This is a genomic window from Metabacillus malikii, assembly GCF_030813355.1.
GTDB lineage: Bacteria > Bacillota > Bacilli > Bacillales > Bacillaceae > Metabacillus > Metabacillus malikii.
In genome coordinates, this window is sequence record NZ_JAUSUD010000007.1 from 44,168 (window position 1) to 62,584 (window position 18,417).

Below are 18,417 nucleotides of genomic sequence, written 5' to 3' on the forward strand. Positions count from 1 at the left end.
GTCGTGTCTCCCTTTACTTGTATATAATGCAGATTCACTACTTTTTGTATGGGTAAAACATACAAAAAGACACCCATTTTTAGTGAATTGTCTAGAAAAAATAAAGTTATGAATAAAAACATGAGGCCGATTGCTTGGACGTAAACATAATTAACATTCGTTTTCATATTTTATTAGTGGAATGAAAAAAGGGGTTGAGGAGATGACATGGCTAAGTTTCATCATATTTGCATTTGCTTCATTTCGATTAACAAGACTCATCGTCTACGACAAGATTACATCGTTTATTCGTGCTCCTTTCCATAAAGAAATTGAAGAAGTAAATGAACAAGGAGAAGTTGATGTATACATAGAAATGAAAGGTACAGGGTTAAGAGCATGGATTGGAGAATTGTTAAGCTGCTATTGGTGTACGGGAGTCTGGAGTGCTGCCTTCCTTTACGGTTTATGGCTTGTTTGGCCACAAGGAACTGAGGTTTTAATGATGATTTTAGCAATTGCAGGAATTGCGGGAGTTATCGAGACACTTGTATCAAAATTGATAGATTAGGCTGTTCAATTAGAAACATAAAAGGAGATTCACATAAAATGATGTATGCTTCTTGAATATGGTTTCTAGTAGGCTATGTAACATTTTAAGTGAACATTTGAACACTTAGTTGAACGTGCGGATGTTTGAGGATTCTGCATAAAGCATTGTGCCGGTGGGAAATCCACAGTCGTTTGCTCTTATAGAACCAAGAGTGCTCGATGAATGTGAATGCCTCATGTTGCTATCAACAACAACCATGTTTAACTCCCTTAAAATGAAATGGAATTAAATAGGAAGGTGGGATAACCATGAAAAACGCAAAGTTGAATCCTTCCATAACAACACCAAGTAATTCAAACCAATCACTCTATCAAACTTCTAAACGTAAGAAAGTGAAAAAAAGAGGCTGTGGTTGTGGAAAAAAGAAAAAACAAGCTGAATAATTTAGACAAATCAGGGCTTGCCTAAGGGCAGTCCCTTTTTTCGTTGTTTAGTGAATCGACATCCAGACCTAGCCCCATGAGGAATAAGTCAATAGATCATTGAAGGCCAAAGAACACCTTCTATTCTAAATCGTCTTATGCTGGGTCATTGCAGAATAAGGCGCATGCGTTTTTCTTCTGGGAAAGTGACACATTCTATTATTCTGCATTATGTATAGAGAAAGGGGATGTTTAGGATGTCGCAAATTTCTCCAAGTCAATTAATTGAATGGTTATATAAGAAACATGAAAACATTCAGAACAGTGAAGACAAAAGGATAGGTCAAATATCAAACGAGCTTCATAACCTTGATAAAACGGCACTTCAATTCGAACAAAGGCTCGATACGATGGCAGAGGAATTTGAAAAGTGGATACAAGATTATGAAGAGAAAACTATAAAAAGGCCTTAACTTGATTGTTTCGTCCAAACAGTTAAGAGATTTTTTCATAAATTATAGTGAAGAAATGATAAGGAGGTGCTGATACACATGAGTTACGGATATGGTGGAGGTAACTATGGTAACGCTGGCGGCTACTACGGTAACAGCTTCGTGTTAATCGTTGTTCTATTCATTTTATTAATTATCGTTGGTGCATCCTTTTTTTAATCTTTAGATTTATGAGGGTACGGAACATAGAGTCCGTACTTTCTTTTTGCTGACAAAAGATTATTTTTAAAAGGCACTTTTCTAAAAGATTGTTGCTTTTAGCACAATCTTTATTAAGGTTGGTTGAAGCGAAATGCGAGTTCTTTAGCAGAGAACAACCGATAACACCAACTAAGTTAAAAGCAACAATGTTTACGAATACAGCCTTATTAAAAAACGATTATCACATTTTGCCTAGTCGATCATACACTATACCATGAATTAAGGAGGCGGGAAGATGGATAATAAATTTTTCAAAAACCTTGAAAATAAAACAGGTGTGAACATGAATGATGTGTTCCAATTGGCGAATTCCTTGCAAGGTGCAAACTTTAAAGATGAAAAAACAGTTAGAAATGTCATCAAACGTGTATCACAAATTGCGAATAAACCAGTTTCAAAGCAAATGGAAGATAAAATTGTTAAATCAATTGTAAATGGAGATGAAAAATTAGATTTTAACACGATTTCAAAAATGATGAATAAAAAATAAACCGAATTAATAAAAGGGTCTGCCCTCTGTCTAATATATAGAATACGAATCTATATATTTTGTTTGAGAGGGCGGACCCTTACTTGTTGAATAGGAGATAATCGCTCGACATACAGATTGAGCGCCTAGCCTCTCGAGGTCATAAACCAATATAGAATTGAAGGCAAAGAACACCTTCAATTCTATATCGTTTTATATTTGTCGGAGCTAATCTAGGCTCCCTGAGCTTTTGGTGAGTAATGGCTTTAGAAACCGTGATTGGACTGCTTTTCGATTGCGGCGATTATCGGGAGCAGATAAGAGGAGATGCTCTTTCGCTCGTGTCATCGCAACATATAATAATCTACGCTCTTCCTCTAAATAATCATAATTTCCTTTTCTTGCAGCTTCTAAGGCAAAATCATGCGGTAGTGAGCCGTCAACAGCACCAACAATGTATACATAAGGAAATTCTAACCCTTTGGAACGATGAATTGTCATCAGTTGTACACCTTGTGAACCTTGTTTTTCCTTTAATGCTTTTTGAGTCAAGATCATATGGTCGGTATGCTGAAGGAACGATTCAACAGTAGAGAATTTCTTCGCAACAACCTTTAGATCATGAATATCATCAGAGCCTTTGTCCATCGCATTTCCTTCGTTTCCTTGCTTTTTCATGTAATCATTAAATCCTAATTCTTTTTCAATTATTATAATGGCCTCTACAGGTTTCTTCTTCTTCAAATGACTAATCCGAGGAATGACCTTTTTTAACTTAGCCATTTGAAAGGCAGGGAGACCATTTAGCTGAAGCAGAGCATCCACTAGTGTACAATCATGCAAGATTGATAGTGCCTTCACGTCATTTAAAGCAGACTGTTTAAGAAATAACGGGCGGATTAGCTCAGTTAACGCACTAACATGGTCCGGATTTATACTTAACTGCAAGTATGCTAACACAGCTCGTACCATTTTTCGCTCATAAAACGAATTTTGTCCTTTTTCAATAACGAATGGGATGCTCGATTGAACGAAACGCTCAAATATTGCGCGACCTCCAGTATGAGTACGATATAAAATAGCAAAATCGTCTGGTTGTGCTCCAGAAGCAATTTTTTCCTTAATATCTTGAACAATCATTGTTGCTTCTTCCTCTTCGTCGTAAGGGAAAAAACATTTTGGTTCATTGGCTGTTTCATATTGTGCAGCCATTTTTTTAGATAATCTTCGTTTATTCTTTTCAATCACGGCGTTCGCTGCAGAAACGATTTTGTGGTCGGAACGATAATTTGAAGCTAAATGAACAATTTTCGCACTTGGAAACTCCTCTTTAAAGGAAAGGATAAAGGTTGGGTCACTTCCACGAAAACTATAAATTGTCTGATCATCATCACCTACTGCACATAGATTACGAGTATGGCTGGAAAGTATTTTCATTAAATTATATTGTGCTGGATTAATGTCTTGAAACTCATCAATTAAAAAGTATTGAAACCTATTTTGATAAGATGATAAAACTTCAGGGTTTTCGTTCATCAACTCATAGCATTTAACAAGCATATCATCAAAATCGAATTGCCCATGTGAAAGTTTTTGCTCTTCATAATATGTGTAAAGGGAAAGCGCATTTTCTTCAAAAGTGTCATTTGGTTTTACATCGCTAGGCATTAACAATGTATTCTTCCAATAGCTAATTTGTTGTAAAGCTTGGTCGAATGGAAACTCCTTCTCGTCAATACCAAATTCTCTGCAAGCCTGCTTAAGATAATTTTCTTTTTGCCAATCCCATTTTAATAGATGGTTCCCATTCCACTTCTGCCTGTCATGATGGTGTAATATTTTGTAAAATATACTATGGAAGGTACCAATAACAAGTTGATTCAACTGTGATGACTGGAGGCTTGTTTGCTGTTTGATTCGATGTTTCATTTCAAGAGCAGCCTTTGCGGTAAACGTTACGAGCATAATCGACTTTGGATTAATATTCATTTCTTCAATCATATATAATGCTCTTGTCGTTAGGACTCTAGTTTTACCACTGCCAGCACCAGCTAAAATAAGCAACGGGCCATTTACGGTTGTTACTGCCTCTTTTTGTTCAGCATCTAATGGTATACCGAGAATGGATGTAGGGGCGATCGTCTGTGGCTGAAACGGTGCATGTCCTTGTAATGTTTTTAATGTTTTCCAATCTGTCACCGTCGGCTTTTCGAGCGTTGCAATAGCTCTTGACTTCGGAATACGAAAGCCGTTCTGTTCTGAATAATACTGGTTCGTATCTACAGGTGTCATTTCAGCCGGTAGAGTTTGCTCTTCACGTTGACAAGTTTGATTTTCAAGTTTGTTCGGATGATAAAAGGAAGGTTCTTCAGTTAAACCGAGATAAAGTTTTACAGGTTTCCCGCAAACTATACATCGAACCTTGTCCTCTAAACATGCTTCATATATTTTCTGAAAGTCTTCACGAGGTAATGTTTGTAGTGAAATGTGTAGATTGTCTAATGCTGCAACTTGCATCCTCATTCTCCTTCCGAAACATAAGTAAATCTATAAAAAACCTATTATATATGGATATGTAAAGAGGTATTTTAATAGAAATGTCGAATATAATCCATATAGACACGACAAAGTCTATATTAACAGAATGAGATTCTCTCGGAAAGAAAAAGTTCCAGGTTTGTGTGATTCAAATATGGGGTAATAGTCTATAAGGGGTGAAGTGAAAATGGGATATATTTTACCAATCCAACAAGATACTTATACGCAATACGCGAATCGCTTTAGTAAAATCCAGGGACATTATTCACATATTGTTGCACCACAACGAGCTGCATCAATCCAACGAGAACAAAAAAAAGCAACCGAAAAGCAGCAAAAGAAATTTTCACAAGTACTAGAAGAAAAAATGTTTGAACAAGAAGTAAAGAATTCTTTAACAGGAAAAGGAAATCATATAAATTTGCTTGGATAGATTGCACAACGGTAACTATTTGATAAAGATGTGAGAGGGTGACACTTGATTAAGCGTTACGCTCTTTTTTATTTTTTTAGAAATATTGTTCTCTAGAATGAGAATAGTTTTTATATTAAGATTCCGATTAGAAATTCCTTTCTTAGGTCCCCCTTATTACCAAAGCACCTTTATAAACTTTTCTTACAGTGGCAAATTCTTTACCGTCAAGTCTGTCTAGTAAACAGGAAACCAAATCTTTGACCATCAATTCAGTTTGATTTTTGATGCTAGAAAGTGCAGGGAAAGTTGTTAGGCAAATTGAGTGGTTATCGAAACCAATAATGGAAAGTTCTTTTGGAACAGAAACACCATGTTTTTTGGCTGAAGAAAGCAACCCTGCTGCTAAAAAGTCACTACCTGCAAGAATTCCATCATAGTTGCATTGACCTGAAAAAATCTCATCTCCAAGTAGAAGACCTTCTTCAATCGTAGCGTAACCACTTACCTTTTGCTGAATTGTACATATTTTATTTAAATCAAGATGAGCTTGTTTAAACCCTTCCCATCTTTGTTGCTGAAGTGGGGTTATTTCTTCATCCATACACATTAATAGGTGGTTTCGTCCTTCCTTCAGTAGGTATTGAGTAGAGGAATAAACCGCATCCCTTTCATCAAGTGAAAAGACATCTAAATGTCTTGTTTGAAGAGGTTCGTTACAAATAAGCACTACATTATTTCTTACTCGCTGCTTAATCTCCTGCTCACTTAATAAAGTATGGGTAATAATTAAAGCATCCAGCTCATTCTCAGTTAATTTCTCATAAATTTCATATTCTTCTTCAATAGAATAAAACGTTTGAAAAACCACGATCTTATATCCAACATTTCTACATTTTGACGCAATCATGCCAACAAGTGGGCTAAAATAAGGATGATCAAGGTCCGGTATGGTTACACCAATAGTTTTTGTTGACTGTGTCCTAAGGTGTACACCTCGTGCATTTCGAACAAATGACAACTTTTCTATTGCCTCCATTACTTTTGTACGGCTGTCCTCTGAAACATGAGGATGATTATTGATAACGCGTGATACAGTGGACTTTGAAACGCCACTAAGCCGAGCAATATCTAAAATAGTAGCCATTTATTTTTCCCCCTAAAAAAGATTGACCTGGGAACGTTCCCTGCCTGTAACCTAAAAATAACATAAAACAGGGAGGTGTTAAACATGACATTTAATGTGTACCATTCTAATGGAAATCCCGACTACTTAATGTTATTTGACTTTGATGAAACGTACTTTCCGCATGAGTTAAAGGATTGGCAGTTAAAAGATTTATATAAGCTTGAAGAGTATCTTAATAGGATTGTTCATATGGAAAATATCAGAATTGGTTGGGTAACAGGAAGTAGCTTGGCTGATATCCATAAAAAAATGAGAGCAGCTAGGCTGAACTACCTTCCACATTTTATTGCATCAAACCTAGGGACGGAGTTATGGGAGATTAATAAAAAAGGAGAATTTCACCAAAATAAAGAGTGGAAAAATAGAATTGAAAAATCCGGATTTAGCCATAAAGTGGTTGAGGATTTAGTATATGATTTAAGACAGATATATGGGATACAGTTGCAAAATCAAACACAATTTGGTCAACAACCATTTAAAATGAATTATTATTATTTTGTAGAAGAAAGTGCGAGGGTTAAGTATGATCTTGATATCATCAAACAATTAGCACGCAATGCCGGAATAAACTTCAATATTAACCGTTGTAACCCTCTTGCTGGAGATCCGGTAAATGCATTTGATGTTGATTTTATTCCACAAAATACAGGCAAGCGTGCCGTTGTAAATTTTGTCATAAAACAGTTTAGGATTTCTATTGAGAATACTATTGCGTTTGGGGATAGTGGGAATGATATCGAAATGCTTAAAGCCGTAAAACATGGATATTTATTAAAGAATGCTACTGAAGAAGCAAAACGACTCCATGACATGATAACCTCAGAGCCTTATGCCAAAGGTATCCAAAGCGTTTGTAGTAGTTTTTTTGAATAGTATTCAGACGATTTTAGTGCTGACATTAACTAGCATAGCGAGGATTATTTCACAATTAATTTCTAATCACATATGACCATAACTTTTTGTTTATTCAGCCTTTTACCTTCAGAAAGTCAACACTACCACTAAGAATCTGTTGTAACTAAGGGATTCAGACCAATATTAAATAATGCATTACCGTATTTTCGAATGGTTGCGGTACTCCAATTTAGGGGTATCGCATTTTTTTATTCAGCTAAAAATATTAATTACTTTAAATCTGATGCAAGTACTATTTATACCATTGTTGAATTTGATTAATGGTGTATTAAGCAAGCGTCTACTCAAAACTTTATTAATTGGGAATTATTCATTGCAAAATATAACAAAATTGTATATATTAACATTGACTGACTATTCAATCAAAAAGGGAGCATCAGAAATGCCTAGAGACGAAAATAAAAATTTAGAAATCAGAGATGCAAGAAAAGAGCAAATATTAAGTGCTGCTGCAAAAGTGTTTGCTCGTCGAGGGATGGTAGCGGCGAAGATTAGTGATATAGCAAAGGAAGCACAGTTAAGTCATGGACTGGTTTATCACTATTTTGAATCGAAAGAACAAATTTTCGTAACATTGGTGAAAAAGGCATCTGATAAATCTATCGAGGTCGTAAATGAGGCAAACCAATATAACGGAACGCCAATCCAAAAATTAACGTGGATGACAGAAACGATATTAAGAAGTATTGCTACTGGTGAGGGGATTTATCTTTACCTAATCATGATACAGGCAAGTACATCCGACGCAGTTCCTGCAGAAGTAAGAGATGTTTTAATGGGCGATAATGCTAACTCTCCAGTATTCGCAACGATTCCTATAATAATAGAGGGACAAAATGAAGGAGAAATAGTGAAGGAAGACCCAGTTAAATTAGCTGTAACCTATTATGCATTTATTCAAGGGTTAGCGATAAATAAAATTCAGTGGAAAGAATGTCCTTTGCCTGAAGCAAAATTAATAATGAATGTATTTCAGACGAAACAAGAGGTTACTAAATGAGTATAGAGATAAGTAAATCTAAGAGAATAGCAGTTTTATTAACACCTCCATTAATCATTCTAATTGGGTATGTAACAGCTAGTATTTTTTCTAGGTTTCTAAATGAATGGGCATGGATTCCTTTGGCTCTTATATATTGGACTTCTCTTACGTGTTGTATCATTTATTTCAAGGGTGAGAAAAGGGTAAAAGATTGGTTAAAGAAGTCCAAACCATCTAAACTGTCAATAAGCTTGACTTTACTATTTGGTTTGTTTCCCATGTCAGTTTTAGTGATGAATTACCATTTGTTCGATTCAGCGATCATTATTATTCTTTGGATAGTATTTGCGTTAGTTAACCCTTTGTTTGAAGAGCTATATTGGCGTGGACTACTATTAGATGCTGCAATTAAGTGGTTTCCCAAATGGATTAGTGTCGGATATTCTACACTGTTTTTTATTCTTAGTCATCCTTTGATGTGGGGTGTATTTTCGATTGCTAATAATCATTACCATGTATTTATTACTTTATTTTTATTAGGGATAGTATGGTCTGTCATTTATTTTAAGACTGAGAGCTTAAGATGGGCAATATTTTCACACTTTTTAGTAGATGTAGGTATTATGACGGTCCCGGTCTTTTTAAATATATATGTACCACCAATGTGATATGTGTGTTTAGTTAATGCTTAATTGTTTTTCATAACCTATTAATCTCAGCATCTTAAAACGATATAAGTCCCAACTTATTATCTCATCATGGAATAGTTTAATGATATAGGTTGCTAATTTCCAACATGTGTAATTTAATAGAATAAAGAAACAGCGTTTAATAGGAGAGTGTATATGCCAAAAAATATAAAAGTTTGTTTGTTTTTTATTTTTGCTATGATGTTAACCGGGTGCGCAAGTACAGAAATAAAACAACCAGAAAACGAAACAAAAATAGAAACCCATAAACAAACCACTATACAAAACTCGAAGCTAACAATTGAGCCATATAACATAAGTGAAAAAGAGAGTATGCTCATTAGTAAAACAGGTGTAAATCAAATTGAATATTATACGTTAGAAGGCACATTGAAGGAAGGTGAATATATACAATTTGCTGTCGAGGTATATGAAAACGGGAAACGTAAAAGTGAGTTGTTAACGACTTCAGATGAAATGATACCAAAATATGAAAATAGCATCGTATCTTTTGGAATAAGTAATAGTACAGGTGAAGAGGATTCCTTGAAGCTGTTAACAGGTACACCTTCTGGGCTTGATACAACGGATTATCCGAATAACATGACTGTATCAACTTTTAGAAAGCTAATTGGCGAAAAGGTTACTTTAGAGAAAAATAAACCTATTTATTTAGCAGCATGGGCAGGTACAACGAAAAACGGACTGAGCTTTGGTGGCAACGAAAATGGTGAACTACCAACTGGGATTGATGAAGCTGAGACTGTACTTCTGTACAGGGTTTTATGGACTGATCCTATAAAAAATAATTAGCTTTCATATACATTTTAGCTATGTGTTGATGCCTGAGCTTTTTTGTATGAAAAAACACCGCAAAATAGCGGTGTAAATAATGATACAACATCACATATGAATTGCTGTGCACTTTACACAATTGGTATTTATTACCGATGTAATGGGTATAAGTTTACGAATGCTGTTTAACCATCGTTACGTGCGGAATACCTGCATCCAAAAAAACATCAGAAACAGTTTCGTAGCCTAGCCGTTCATAAAAAGGAATTGCGTGGGTTTGTGCATTAAGCTTAAACTTTGAGACTCCTTCTGCTAAGGCAATTTCTTCTAACTTATTGACTAATAGCTTTCCTGCTCCTTTGTTTCGAGCGGATGATAATACACAAATTCTCTCAAGCTTGCCAATCCCATCAATTACTCGTATACGAGCTGCCCCGACAGGAATATTCTCGTCATAGAGGACGATATGTGTTGCCTCATCCTCGAATTGGTCAATTTCTTCTTCTTCAGGTACTTGTTGTTCGTCTACGAAAACGGTTCTTCTTACTGTAAATGCATCTTCTAGTTGTTCTTTTGTCGTCACTTGTTGTATGTTCAATTATTTGCAATCCTTTCCAAGTAAAAAAGTTTCGTGTACAGTCCATGAACCATTTTCCAACTGGTATAGTAAGTGGAAACGGTCAATTGTCTCTTCATGCTTCACGTCAAGCATTTTTAAGCTCTCATATACATCTGAATGTTCATCATCGGATAGCTTTTGACCGATTGTAATATGTGGGACAAACGAATATTCAGGTGCACTGTTCAGAGAGCCGTTATGTAATCGGTCATGTAACTGTAACAATTGTTCAGTAGGCTCAACCTTTAAATAAATAACGTTATTAACGGGTGAAAAGGAGCTAACTTTTCTTATGGCTAATTTCATCGGAGGTGTGATTTCTGCAATACTTCTTAACTCTTCTGTAATCCTCGGCACATCTTCATCTGTTACTTCAAATGCAGATTTTAATGTTAAATGTGGTGGTACAAGAGCATAGTTAGGGTCATATCGTTTACGATAAGAATTTACTAAGTCCTGAATCTTTTTTGATGGAAAAAGGGCAATTCCGTATTTCATATCATTCCCTCCTAATTCGTTCTTTTCAATAGTATAACAAAAAGAGAAAAATAAACATATTTAGACTATAAGAACATCTCTCGTAAGATAGGTGTTAAAGCTGGCTGCCAATATTTCCAGGTATGGTCACCTGCAAACTCCTCATATTTGTAGGTGAATTGTTTAGATTCTAGAATCTTGTTTAGCTTGCGATTTGGTGTTAAAAAGTCTTGAATTGAACCATCTGTTGTTTTGACAGTTGTTTCTTGTATACCGATTTGATGAAAAATTGTCAAATGCTGACCAGAAGCATATCCCTCAACGGCTTTGATGACTGATTCGTCAACATATGGTGATTGTAGGATGAGCTTACTAAATGTATTTGGATAAGCAAGTCCGGTGAGCAGTGAAATAGTCGCACCTAGAGAATCTCCGATTAGAGCACGTCCTTCGGCTACTTGATGGGTAGGGAACTTACGATCAAGAAAAGGGACAAGCTCCAGGCTTAAGAATTGCTGATATTTTTCTGACTTCGGACTGCTAGGATGATACTTGTCGCGACGGTCATTCACGTTCTTATAAGGAATTCCGACAATGATAATATTTTCAATTTCGTTCATTTTCATTAAACTTTCTGCCTGTCTACCAATTCGTCCAAGTCGAAAATAATCTTGACCATCCTGCGCGATTAATAAGGTATAGGTAGAAAAATCTGAAAAATCCTCTGATAAATAAACAATTAAAGGTACTTCTTCTTCTAGAGCATCTGAATAAAAAAGCAGTTCTTTTATTCGACCTGTTTGTTTTGCCATGGAGACCTCCTCATGTGCAGCTTACAACTAGTGCGATTATTTCTATTTTATCGTACTATGTTGGCGAGAAAAACCCTTTCACATGGATTAATTTGTAAAGTGTAAAAGGTTGGAGTTTAGCGTAGTCGAATTTTTAAACTAAAACGTTTGATGGTAGCATGTGAGTGTTCAACCATTTAATAAAGCAGCAAATATTTATAACAAATCCTATTAAAAAATGATTTTTAGTTAAAAAGTCTTAGTGAAAAGTAGATGTTTGATGTTTTGGACCCATTTATTTCGTATGAAACCATTTGATACCATTAAATATTATGTATGTCTAAAACACTATCTATATAAATAGCGTCAATGGAAAGGAGAGATTAGTCATTGTCCTACTTGTCTTATTTACAATCAGAGCTTGCTGAGAAAAAGGAACAACTTGAACGATTAAAAAGTTGTGCAACTGAACTAGATGGTTATCAAGCTGAATTTAGCCAAAATCAACACCTCGTAAAAGATCCAGATTTATCAGGTACGACTTGGAAAGGAAATTTGGCAGACAAATTCATTGACATTCGTGAGGATATGGAAGGGGTTTATAAGGACCTCTCTGGATATCAACTAGATACAGCCATCACTGCAATCGAAAATAAAATTGCGACAATAAAAGCTGAAATTCAATCATTACAAGTGGCCATCTCTGCAGAAATCGCACGTATTGAACGGGAAGAGCGAGAGGAAAGAGAGCGAGAAAGAGCGAAAGCGAGAAATAAATAGGAAGGATGTGCAATTGTGAGCCAAGAAATACATATTAAATATGGAGAAGTTGAAGAAGCAATTTCTAAAATCGATCGAACAGCTGATTCTTTTGCAACAACGTTAGAATCAATTTCTGGCAGCAATGAACTTCAGGTTGTCGAGAAACTTAACGAGCTTAGCCAACTATTAATGGAAGTAAGTGATGCTTACAAACAAATTTTAGAGGATAACAACCAATCCGTACGAACAGCTTTAGAAGAAATGAAACAAGTAGATGAAAATCTTTCAAAAACGATTAAAGCAATATAGGAGGCAAAGCAAACCGTGAAGACACTAGATGCAAAAGCCTTACATACCGGAATAGCTGGATTAAAGAAAAACATTCAATCGCAAATGGAGCAGGTGAAGCAATTGGAATCTGCTGTTGGTGACTTTTCAAGTATGAGAAATGCCTTTCAAGGACAAGGTGGAACAGCGATTCGTCATTTCTATGACGATTGGCACGCAACAATTCTCTCTTATTATCAACATATGCTAAAAGAATTTGAGCGAGTTTTAGGTGATGTAGATAAGGCGTGCACGGACTTTGAGTCAGATGAAGCAGGCTTTATTCGGCAAAGCTTCCTTGAAGCAGAAGTAACACAGGGTGTTAACAAGGCAAAGAATTTTACAACAGAGCTAGTAGACGATGTAAATGCAGCTTTAGACAATGTATCAGATATTATTTATGTTTCACGATTAGATGACACGCGCTTCCATGCAACTGTCCAACGAGCAACGAGGAAAATTACTGAAACAATAGAAGACTTGGGGACGTTTGACTCTACCCAAACAAATGCATTGAATTCAGTTGAAGATGACCTGCAGCTTTTCAAAAAATCAATCGATGAAATTAAATCGATGTTTACAAGCGGAAAACTTACCGTTAGTAACTTTCAACCTCTTAGCTTAAAAAATGCAACAGAGTTTTCTCATTTAAAAAAGGACCTTGCTACGAAAAGGGTTATGGCTCTTGGTGACGCATTGACTTCACCGTTTGACTTCATTAACGGAAAGCTCAGTGTAGGAGATACGATGATTGCGGGCTACCAAGCGGCAGTATCATTTCGTACGCTAAAAGCTGCTGGAAAACTGAAAATTAACTATTTAGGACAAAAACCTACACTATGGCAAAAAGTAAAAGGCAACTACCGATTTAGTGTAGGGATGGATCCGAGTTGGACTAGTAAAAGCAAACATAGTAACAAACAAGCAAAATGGCTCTTAAACTTTTCGAGAGCTCCACAGCCTGCAAATCCGCTAATGAAACCATTGCATTCCTTTGTAAAATCTTATCAAAGCCCCTCACACTTATATAAGCATGTCGTGGGCTTTCCTAAAAATGCGAATGTGTTAACTGGAAAAGAATTTATGAAAATGAATCAAGAACGAATGTCTGCAGGGGTAAAGGAAGTAATGGGGAAGACTGTTACAAAAAGTGGGCTTGTTAATGTTGGTAAGCGGATTCCATTAATCGGAACAGGGGTATCAATCATTGCAAATGGTGGAGAATTTTTCTCTAAGGAAAATGAAAATAAATCAAATGCAGAAAAAACAGGGAGAATGTTAGGTGGTGTTGCAGCCGATATAGGCTCTATCGCTATAGGTGCAAAAATCGGAGCAACCATCGGTAGTGTAGGAGGACCTGTTGGCATACTTGTAGGTGGTGCTGTCGGAGCATTTGCTGGAGGTCTAGCAAGTTCGAAGGTTGGAAAAGTTGCCAAGGATATTGGTGGTAAAATAGGTAAGGGAATTAATGATTTTACAAAAAATGTAGGAAATAAATTAAAAAAATCTATAGTCAGTTGGTTTAACTAGATTTAAGTCAGGAGATTTTTATGATTGCTGATTTTGTATACATTTTTGAATTCGTATTAGGATACTTCTTAGGAATACAATGGGTATCAGTACTATTATTTTTTATTATTCAGTGGGCGATGGTTGATTTCTATAAACTGGGAACATTTGATAATCCTAAATCCATATTCGATAAGTTAACGAATTTTTTTATGATAACTTTCCTAGGATCAGGCTATTTTCTTTACAAAAGATTTAGTAAGCAAAAATGGGTAGTTAGAAAATTAAGTATGTTCGTTGCACTATGCTTGCAAGGGATTATATCCATTATCATGTACCATCTAATCACAATTCCTTTAAATCTCGTAGTTGATAAATTCCTATAAATAAGACTGGAGTCCAAATGCTAGAAGAAATACTATATGTCTTTAAAATGTTATTTGCCTATTACCTTTCTATTCAGTGGGGGTCAGTTCTACTTTTTCTATTTATTGAATGGGCAATGGTTGATTTCTTTGAACTAGGAACGTTTAAAAAAGCAAATACATTTTTTCAAAAAGTAACAAACTTTTTTATGTATGGCCTTATTGGATCAGGGTATCTACTATATATAAAATTCAAAAATAATAGTTGGATTATAAGAAAAATTTATATGCTGATAGCCTTAGTATTACATGGAATTCTCGCGATTATTATCTACTTTGTTATCACATTTCCGTTAGAACTAATCTTAGGATCTTTTTGATAATGTATTAAGGGATGAATGTTATGCTAATCTGAATATGACATGGTCAAAATTAGAGTATTTTTTAACCTGTAGCAAATTAAAAAAATATGATGTTATTAGGATGTTTTTCTATGACTATTGATTTTATCTATTTAATTAGTAGCATACTTGGGATATTTTTAGGCACACAATGGGTATCTGTCTTATTATTTTTTGCGATTGAATGGGCGATGGTAGATTTCTATAAACTAGGTACATTTGAAAATGCTACATCCATTCTTGATAAATTAACAAATTTCTTTATGATGGTATTCCTAGGATCAGGGTATTTTCTTTACAAAAAATTCAGTGGGCAAAAATGGCTAGTTAGAAAATTAAGTATGTTCATAGCGCTATGCTTGCAAGGGATTATTTCGATTATCATTTACTATTTATTGACGGTTCCTTTGAATCTAATTGTTGACCAACTCTAGTATTCAAGCTGAATAATATGAGTATTTCTATTAATCGAAATAATGCATCACTCTTATATAAAAGGACGTGACGAAATGAATCATTTACTTACATGTACAACTGAAGAGCTTGCATTGATGGTAAGTGTTGCAGGTTTTCCAGATGTTGCGAAGGGAATTGCTGAAACAGCGATCGGAGACAAATCAGAAAATGAATGGCTTGCCATTATGGAAGCAACTTCACATCAATTAATGATGAAAAGAATGTGGGACCCAGCACTTGAAGAAAAAGGGGAAATACCATTATCTCATGAGACAATGAAGTTTATTGAAAAATATGTTCATTCAGGACGGATGCTCCGTTGTTCAAATGCACCACAGCAATCTGCATTGATGCTGCATCATTATGAGGATGAAGAGTGGCTTATGCATATAATAGACCGAGATATTATTCATGAATTTGCAATGATTAGGTCCAACCAAGTTTCAGAAGTAATCCGGGATTATTATGGCATTGAATTCCCGCAATTTGCTGGAGAGCACCGCTTTGCATTAACAGATGAGGCATTTGATCAGCTTAGTAATCAAGATAAAGTTGAAACCGTTAAAAATCAGTCTAAATTTACTGAAGCAGAAAAGACCTCTTTTTCTCTATTTATTGAGGACTTACAAACATTCAATTGGACACTATTTAATATTTCAAATTTCAGTATGAGTTTGAAGGAAGATGAAATGTATTTAGAAAATATCCTCTTCTTTTTACCGTCAAAACATGGCATCTGGATTTCGGAATATACTGAAGATGAACACACACCTGTTTATATACATTTAGCAGAGCAAAAAGAATGGCAAGACATGTTGGATGGAATCGGGAGTTTGGTAACGTTACAAGTATGAAGATGGTCTGCCACAAAAGAGGGCAGGCCTCTTTTGTGACAAACCGAGTTAATCCTTTACCACATATGAGCCTTTGCGTTACTTCTCGTAATAATGTTTGTTTGCGACATCATTGTATGTCCATTCACTTGAGAGCTTGCACGCTTAGGTCTTGTCCAGTTATGGTGAAACTTCTGAGATAATGGATCTAAATGATCTTTATAACTCACTGCGAATCACCTCATAGTTAGTATAGGATTTATTGATACGATGTGTCTCACATGGTATCTTTTTTAGTATTTAACAAAAACGTTTGTACCATACATTTATATTCAGACGAATTTATTTTGTAAGCTTAAGGAATTTTATAGATAGGCTTAGTTAATTTCTGGGGGATGCTGTTTTCCTTCTTGTTATTATGTTTTTCATTTAGAAATAATGCGCTTTAGTACACACATTATTTGGAAAGAGATGTACTACGCTGTAAACACCTGTAGGGTCACGAATTTCCAACCTAAGCTCTTTTATAATGACTTTAACTTCTAGTAAAGCACCAAATTATATTATCCTTAAAAAATTTATTACTTGACTTCCATTATATATTGCATATAATATTCTTATTAATCCACATTAATCCGATAAAATAGATATGAATTAAAAAAGTAGGTGAAAACACTTGTTTTTAACGATAAATAATGTTTCAAAGCAATTTGAAAACCGTGAAAATAAAACAGAAACAGTTTTGGATGAAATAAATTTGCAAGTGAAGGAAGGGGAATTTGTTTCGATTCTTGGGCCTTCCGGCTGTGGGAAGTCTACTTTGCTTTCAATCGTTGCAGGACTTACGAAGCAAACTTCTGGTCAGTTATTCTTACAAGATAAAGAAATTAAAGGACCTGGTAAGGAACGTGGGATGGTATTCCAACAGGCGGCACTTTTTCCATGGCTATCAGTTGAAGAAAATGTCATGTTTCCACTCCGCAAAGAAATGTCAAAAAAAGATGCACAGGCAAGAGCACATAAATATTTATCAATGGTGCAATTAAGTCCATATGCAAAGCATTCACCACATGAGCTTTCAGGTGGAATGCAGCAACGTGTTTCGATTGCACGAGCATTAGCAATGGACCCTGCACTACTATTGATGGATGAACCATTCGGAGCTCTCGATGAACAAACACGTGCTAGATTACATGAAGTATTAGAAGAGGTTTTCCTTGAAACAAAGAAGACAATTTTGTTTGTCACACACAGTATCCATGAAGCATTAAAGCTATCAGACCGAATTGTCGTAATGGGTACTCAGCCAGGACGAATTTTAGACATTATTGAGTTAGATTTTCCACGACCTCGTGAACAAGCACGTGAAGAACTACTCACGTATGAGGAAAGAATTAAAGGCTTGTTAAAAACAGAGATTGATAAAGTTATAGCAAAGGAGCAGCAATATGCAACCAGTCGTTAAACGGATCTTATTTTACGGCATTCTGTTTATTGGTTGGCAGCTTGCAGTGACAGTTCTAGACATATCTGAGTCACTATTGCCTGCCCCAACAGATGTCTTTTCTTCACTTTATACAGGCTTTGCAGATATGACACTTGTTTACGACCTGACAGCTAGCTTTAGACGGTTAGCAATTGGTTTAGTGATTGCTTTGTCGTTAGGACTATTGTTAGGTGTATTATTAGCGAAGTCAAAAACAGCTGACGAAACATTAGGTTCACTCGTCATTGCCCTACAATCGGTACCAAGTATCGTGTGGCTGCCACTTGCGATTATGTGGTTTGGGCTAAATGAAGCAGCTGTTACATTTATTATCGTGCTCGGGGCAACACTTGTCATGACGCTTAATATGAGAACAGGACTGAAAAATGTACCGCCTCTTTATATAAAAGCAGCACAAACAATGAATTATAAAGGCTTTAGTCTGTTTTGGAAAGTCATGTTCCCAGCATCGATTCCATACGCTGTGACAGGGACACGTCTAGCATGGGCTTTTGCTTGGCGGGCGTTAATGGCAGGGGAACTGTTAAGCACAGGACCTGGTCTTGGCTATAAGCTTAAGTTCGCCTCAGACTTTGGTGACATGAGTTTAGTTATCGCGATTATGCTAATGATTATGGTTATTGGAGTAATTGTCGATTTATTATTTTTTCAACGAGTTGAAAAAAGCGTCATGAAAAAATGGGGCTTAGACACGAAGTAAAATGGAGGTAACAA

At 35.7% G+C, this 18,417-nt stretch carries 25 protein-coding genes; 19 read left to right on the forward strand and 6 right to left on the reverse strand.

What is annotated here, in order from left to right; genetic code table 11:
- Window positions 1-202: 202 nt before the first annotated feature.
- The 5 genes from J2S19_RS08875 (at window position 203) to spoVIF (ending at window position 2,157) form a co-directional block, all read left to right on the forward strand.
- Window positions 203-550: a DUF1360 domain-containing protein gene (locus J2S19_RS08875; protein ID WP_307340300.1), complete on the forward strand. Its 348-nt coding sequence runs from the start codon at window positions 203-205 to the stop codon at window positions 548-550.
- Window positions 551-840: 290 nt separating this feature from the next.
- On the forward strand, window positions 841-975 hold the full coding sequence (locus tag J2S19_RS08880; RefSeq protein WP_307340303.1) for a hypothetical protein: 135 nt from the start codon (window positions 841-843) through the stop codon (window positions 973-975).
- A gap of 236 nt (window positions 976-1,211) precedes the next feature.
- Window positions 1,212-1,427, forward strand: coding sequence for a protein YjzK (gene yjzK / locus J2S19_RS08885; protein ID WP_307340306.1), 216 nt, complete (start codon window positions 1,212-1,214; stop codon window positions 1,425-1,427).
- A 78-nt stretch (window positions 1,428-1,505) separates the two neighbouring features.
- Window positions 1,506-1,625 (forward strand): YjcZ family sporulation protein, encoded by a 120-nt coding sequence (locus tag J2S19_RS08890; protein ID WP_307340308.1) that lies wholly within the window; start codon window positions 1,506-1,508, stop codon window positions 1,623-1,625.
- Between the two features lie 277 nt (window positions 1,626-1,902).
- On the forward strand, window positions 1,903-2,157 hold the full coding sequence (spoVIF, locus tag J2S19_RS08895) for a sporulation-specific transcription regulator SpoVIF (protein WP_307340311.1): 255 nt from the start codon (window positions 1,903-1,905) through the stop codon (window positions 2,155-2,157).
- Window positions 2,158-2,364: 207 nt separating this feature from the next.
- On the opposite strand, the gene J2S19_RS08900 is transcribed toward spoVIF, so the two are convergent.
- Entirely contained in the window at window positions 2,365-4,653 is a 2,289-nt protein-coding gene (locus J2S19_RS08900; protein ID WP_307340315.1) for an ATP-dependent helicase, read from the reverse strand.
- A 208-nt stretch (window positions 4,654-4,861) separates the two neighbouring features.
- Between J2S19_RS08900 and J2S19_RS08905 the strand changes: the two genes are divergently transcribed.
- A complete protein-coding gene (locus J2S19_RS08905) occupies window positions 4,862-5,107 on the forward strand; it encodes a hypothetical protein (protein WP_307340318.1) in 246 nt (81 codons plus the stop codon).
- Between the two features lie 142 nt (window positions 5,108-5,249).
- Here J2S19_RS08905 and J2S19_RS08910 read toward each other — a convergent pair whose 3' ends face one another.
- Window positions 5,250-6,233: a LacI family DNA-binding transcriptional regulator gene (locus J2S19_RS08910; protein WP_307340321.1), complete on the reverse strand. Its 984-nt coding sequence runs from the start codon at window positions 6,231-6,233 to the stop codon at window positions 5,250-5,252.
- An 84-nt stretch (window positions 6,234-6,317) separates the two neighbouring features.
- Between J2S19_RS08910 and J2S19_RS08915 the strand changes: the two genes are divergently transcribed.
- The 4 genes from J2S19_RS08915 to J2S19_RS08930 all read left to right on the forward strand — a co-directional run bounded on the left by J2S19_RS08915 (window position 6,318) and on the right by J2S19_RS08930 (window position 9,674).
- On the forward strand, window positions 6,318-7,148 hold the full coding sequence (locus tag J2S19_RS08915) for an HAD-IIB family hydrolase (RefSeq protein WP_307340325.1): 831 nt from the start codon (window positions 6,318-6,320) through the stop codon (window positions 7,146-7,148).
- A 424-nt stretch (window positions 7,149-7,572) separates the two neighbouring features.
- Window positions 7,573-8,190, forward strand: coding sequence for a TetR/AcrR family transcriptional regulator (locus J2S19_RS08920; RefSeq protein WP_307340328.1), 618 nt, complete (start codon window positions 7,573-7,575; stop codon window positions 8,188-8,190).
- The gene (locus J2S19_RS08925) at window positions 8,187-8,840 is read left to right on the forward strand and encodes a CPBP family intramembrane glutamic endopeptidase (RefSeq protein ID WP_307340331.1); all 654 of its coding nucleotides are present in this window, start codon (window positions 8,187-8,189) and stop codon (window positions 8,838-8,840) included. Before J2S19_RS08920 ends, J2S19_RS08925 begins: the two co-directional genes overlap by 4 nt.
- Window positions 8,841-9,017: 177 nt before the next feature.
- Window positions 9,018-9,674, forward strand: coding sequence for a YgaN family protein (locus J2S19_RS08930; RefSeq protein ID WP_307340334.1), 657 nt, complete (start codon window positions 9,018-9,020; stop codon window positions 9,672-9,674).
- A 154-nt stretch (window positions 9,675-9,828) separates the two neighbouring features.
- Here the strand turns inward: J2S19_RS08930 and J2S19_RS08935 are convergent, their stop codons facing one another.
- The 3 genes from J2S19_RS08935 to J2S19_RS08945 form a co-directional block, all read right to left on the reverse strand.
- Window positions 9,829-10,254: a GNAT family N-acetyltransferase gene (locus J2S19_RS08935; protein WP_307340337.1), complete on the reverse strand. Its 426-nt coding sequence runs from the start codon at window positions 10,252-10,254 to the stop codon at window positions 9,829-9,831.
- Window positions 10,255-10,773 (reverse strand): YjcG family protein, encoded by a 519-nt coding sequence (locus J2S19_RS08940; RefSeq protein WP_307340340.1) that lies wholly within the window; start codon window positions 10,771-10,773, stop codon window positions 10,255-10,257.
- Window positions 10,774-10,838: 65 nt separating this feature from the next.
- The gene (locus J2S19_RS08945; RefSeq protein ID WP_307340344.1) at window positions 10,839-11,564 is read right to left on the reverse strand and encodes an alpha/beta hydrolase; all 726 of its coding nucleotides are present in this window, start codon (window positions 11,562-11,564) and stop codon (window positions 10,839-10,841) included.
- A gap of 369 nt (window positions 11,565-11,933) precedes the next feature.
- Between J2S19_RS08945 and J2S19_RS08950 the strand changes: the two genes are divergently transcribed.
- From J2S19_RS08950 to J2S19_RS08980, 7 genes are all read left to right on the forward strand, one after another.
- Window positions 11,934-12,323 (forward strand): YwqH-like family protein, encoded by a 390-nt coding sequence (locus J2S19_RS08950; protein ID WP_307340347.1) that lies wholly within the window; start codon window positions 11,934-11,936, stop codon window positions 12,321-12,323.
- A 15-nt stretch (window positions 12,324-12,338) separates the two neighbouring features.
- Window positions 12,339-12,614: a DUF5344 family protein gene (locus J2S19_RS08955; protein WP_307340352.1), complete on the forward strand. Its 276-nt coding sequence runs from the start codon at window positions 12,339-12,341 to the stop codon at window positions 12,612-12,614.
- Window positions 12,615-12,629: 15 nt separating this feature from the next.
- Window positions 12,630-14,162 carry an LXG domain-containing protein gene (locus tag J2S19_RS08960; protein ID WP_307340355.1) on the forward strand — a complete coding sequence of 511 codons (1,533 nt, stop codon included), beginning with the start codon at window positions 12,630-12,632 and terminating at the stop codon, window positions 14,160-14,162.
- Window positions 14,163-14,182: 20 nt separating this feature from the next.
- A complete protein-coding gene (locus J2S19_RS08965; protein ID WP_307340358.1) occupies window positions 14,183-14,527 on the forward strand; it encodes a hypothetical protein in 345 nt (114 codons plus the stop codon).
- A 17-nt stretch (window positions 14,528-14,544) separates the two neighbouring features.
- Window positions 14,545-14,886 (forward strand): hypothetical protein, encoded by a 342-nt coding sequence (locus J2S19_RS08970; RefSeq protein ID WP_307340361.1) that lies wholly within the window; start codon window positions 14,545-14,547, stop codon window positions 14,884-14,886.
- Window positions 14,887-14,999: 113 nt separating this feature from the next.
- On the forward strand, window positions 15,000-15,341 hold the full coding sequence (locus J2S19_RS08975; protein ID WP_307340364.1) for a hypothetical protein: 342 nt from the start codon (window positions 15,000-15,002) through the stop codon (window positions 15,339-15,341).
- Between the two features lie 75 nt (window positions 15,342-15,416).
- Window positions 15,417-16,217, forward strand: coding sequence for a YfjC family protein (locus J2S19_RS08980; RefSeq protein WP_307340367.1), 801 nt, complete (start codon window positions 15,417-15,419; stop codon window positions 16,215-16,217).
- 56 nt (window positions 16,218-16,273) lie between these two features.
- Here the strand turns inward: J2S19_RS08980 and J2S19_RS08985 are convergent, their stop codons facing one another.
- On the reverse strand, window positions 16,274-16,426 hold the full coding sequence (locus J2S19_RS08985) for a YpzG family protein (protein WP_307340370.1): 153 nt from the start codon (window positions 16,424-16,426) through the stop codon (window positions 16,274-16,276).
- 446 nt (window positions 16,427-16,872) lie between these two features.
- On the opposite strand from J2S19_RS08985, the gene J2S19_RS08990 reads away from it, so the two are divergent.
- Window positions 16,873-17,661, forward strand: coding sequence for an ABC transporter ATP-binding protein (locus tag J2S19_RS08990; protein ID WP_307340372.1), 789 nt, complete (start codon window positions 16,873-16,875; stop codon window positions 17,659-17,661).
- Entirely contained in the window at window positions 17,645-18,403 is a 759-nt protein-coding gene (locus tag J2S19_RS08995) for an ABC transporter permease (protein ID WP_307340375.1), read from the forward strand. Before J2S19_RS08990 ends, J2S19_RS08995 begins: the two co-directional genes overlap by 17 nt.
- Window positions 18,404-18,417 lie beyond the last annotated feature (14 nt).